Below are 3116 nucleotides of genomic sequence, written 5' to 3'. Positions count from 1 at the left end.
TTTGTTCTTTGAAAACTGTATATAGAAAACTGATGTAAAGAAACTACAAATCTTTCTTTATAGAAAGAAATGAAATAGGAATATTTCTGGAATGAAATATTCAGCATAGATGAAGGTTGAAACATTTTATACGCAATAAAATGTAAGAAACCGTGCCAAATCTAAGATTTGGAACATCCATTAGGTCAAGCTACAAAGGGCGCATGGTGAATGCCTTGGCATCAGGAGCCGATGAAGGACGCGATAAGCTGCGATAAGCTTCGGGTAGGCGCAAATAGCCTGAGATCCGGAGATCTCCGAATGAGGAAACTCACATGGGAAACCCCATGTATCCTGTGGTAAATACATAGCTGCAGGAGGGTAAACCCAGGGAACTGAAACATCTAAGTACCTGGAGGAAGAGAAAGAAAAATCGATTTTCTTAGTAGCGGCGAGCGAAAAGGAAAGAGCCCAAACCGGAAACTTGTTTCCGGGGTTGCGGACAGAGCATAAAATACAGGACATGATTAATTGAACACAGCTGGAAAGCTGGGCCATAGAGAGTAATAGCCTCGTAAGTAAAAGTCATTAATGTCAGCTCTGATCCAGAGTACCACGAGACACGTGAAACCTTGTGGGAAGCAGGGAGGACCACCTCCCAAGGCTAAATACTACCTGATGACCGATAGTGAAGAAGTACCGTGAGGGAAAGGTGAAAAGAACCCCGGGAGGGGAGTGAAATAGAATCTGAAACCGTGTGCCTACAACCGGTCAAAGCACCATATGAGTGTGATGACGTGCTTTTTGTAGAACGAGCCTGCGAGTTACGGTATGTAGCGAGGTTAAGTACTTAAGGTACGGAGCCGAAGGGAAACCGAGTCTGAAAAGGGCGACTAGTTGCATGCCGTAGACCCGAAACCGGGTGACCTATCCATGGCCAGGTTGAAGCGGAAGTAAAATTCCGTGGAGGACCGAACCACGTTGGTGTTGAAAAACCATGGGATGAGCTGTGGATAGCGGAGAAATTCCAATCGAACTCGGAGATAGCTGGTTCTCCTCGAAATAGCTTTAGGGCTAGCGTCGGATGTGAGTAGCGGAGGTAGAGCACTGAATGGGCTAGGGGGCGTATAGCTTACCGAACCTTATCAAACTCCGAATGCCGCATACTATTAGTCCGGCAGTCAGACTGCGACAGATAAGTGCCGTAGTCAAAAGGGAAAAAGCCCAGATCGTCAGCTAAGGTCCCTAAGTATAGATTAAGTGGTAAAGGATGTGGGATTTCGAAGACAACTAGGATGTTGGCTTAGAAGCAGCCACTCATTGAAAGAGTGCGTAATAGCTCACTAGTCGAGAGATCCTGCGCCGAAGATGTCCGGGGCTAAAATCTATCACCGAAGCTACGGGTTGACACGTAAGTGTCAGCGGTAGGGGAGCGTCCTGTATGGGCTGAAGTCGTACCGAAAGGAGCGGTGGACTGTACAGGAGTGAGAATGCAGGCATAAGTAGCGAGAAATGAGTGAGAATCTCATTGGCCGAATACCTAAGGTTTCCTCAGGAAGGCTCGTCCACTGAGGGTTAGTCGGGACCTAAGCCGAGGCCGAAAGGCGTAGGTGATGGACAATCGGTTGATATTCCGATACTACTGTCAATCGTTATTACCGATGGCGTGACGCAGGAGGATAGTGTGTGCTAGCTATTGGATGCTAGTCTAAGCATTTAGGTATACAGGATAGGCAAATCCGCCTGTATAAGCTGAGATGTGATGGGGAAGGCTCTACGGAGCCGAAGTACATGATTCCACGCTGCCAAGAAAAGCGTCTAGGGAGAAAGATAGTACCCGTACCGCAAACCGACACAGGTAGGTGAGGAGAGAATCCTAAGGCCGACGGAAGAATTGCAGTTAAGGAACTCGGCAAATTGACCCCGTAACTTCGGGAGAAGGGGTGCCATGGAGACATGGCCGCAGAGAATAGGCCCAAGCAACTGTTTAGCAAAAACACAGGTCTCTGCTAAAGCGAAAGCTGAAGTATAGGGGCTGACGCCTGCCCGGTGCTGGAAGGTTAAGGGGATCACTTAGCGCAAGCGAAGGTGTGAACTTAAGCCCCAGTAAACGGCGGCCGTAACTATAACGGTCCTAAGGTAGCGAAATTCCTTGTCAGGTAAGTTCTGACCCGCACGAATGGCGTAATGACTTGGGCACTGTCTCAACTGCAAATCCGGCGAAATTGTAGTGCAAGTGAAGATGCTTGCTACCCGTGGTTGGACGGAAAGACCCCGTAGAGCTTTACTGCAGCTTAGCATTGAGTCTCGGTATTGTCTGTACAGGATAGGTGGGAGACATGGAAGCAGGATCGTCAGGTCCTGTGGAGTCATCCTTGGGATACCACCCTGACAGTACTGGGATTCTAACCGGACGCCATGAAACTGGCGACGGGACATTGTTAGGTGGGCAGTTTGACTGGGGCGGTCGCCTCCTAAAATGTAACGGAGGCGCTCAAAGGTTCCCTCAGAACGGTCGGAAATCGTTCGAAGAGTGTAAAGGCAGAAGGGAGCCTGACTGCGACACCTACAAGTGGAGCAGGGACGAAAGTCGGACTTAGTGATCCGGTGGTACCTCGTGGGAGGGCCATCGCTCAACGGATAAAAGCTACCTCGGGGATAACAGGCTGATCTCCCCCAAGAGTCCACATCGACGGGGAGGTTTGGCACCTCGATGTCGGCTCGTCGCATCCTGGGGCTGAAGTAGGTCCCAAGGGTTGGGCTGTTCGCCCATTAAAGCGGCACGCGAGCTGGGTTCAGAACGTCGTGAGACAGTTCGGTCCCTATCCGCCACGGGCGCAGGAAATTTGAGAGGAGCTGTCCTTAGTACGAGAGGACCGGGATGGACTGACCTCTGGTGCACCAGTTGTTCCGCCAGGAGCACAGCTGGGTAGCTATGTCGGGAAGGGATAAACGCTGAAAGCATCTAAGCGTGAAGCCTACCTCAAGATTAGATTTCCCATAGCGTAAGCTAGTAAGACCCCTTGAAGAACACAAGGTTGATAGGTCAGAGGTGTAAGCATGGCAACATGTTCAGCTGACTGATACTAATAGGTCGAGGGCTTGACCAATAAATCTTTCTTTACAAAGTTCTATAT

Annotated in this window: 1 rRNA gene; it reads left to right on the top strand. The window is 49.6% G+C overall.

From position 1 onward, the window contains the following. Window positions 1–183 precede the first annotated feature (183 nt). Window positions 184–3089 (top strand): 23S ribosomal RNA (locus BUA82_RS20230). Window positions 3090–3116 lie beyond the last annotated feature (27 nt).

Source organism: Clostridium amylolyticum, assembly GCF_900142075.1.
Lineage (GTDB): Bacteria > Bacillota > Clostridia > Clostridiales > Clostridiaceae > Clostridium_AA > Clostridium_AA amylolyticum.
Note: the sequence above shows the minus strand (reverse complement) of the source record. Positions and strands in the feature narration are given on the sequence as shown.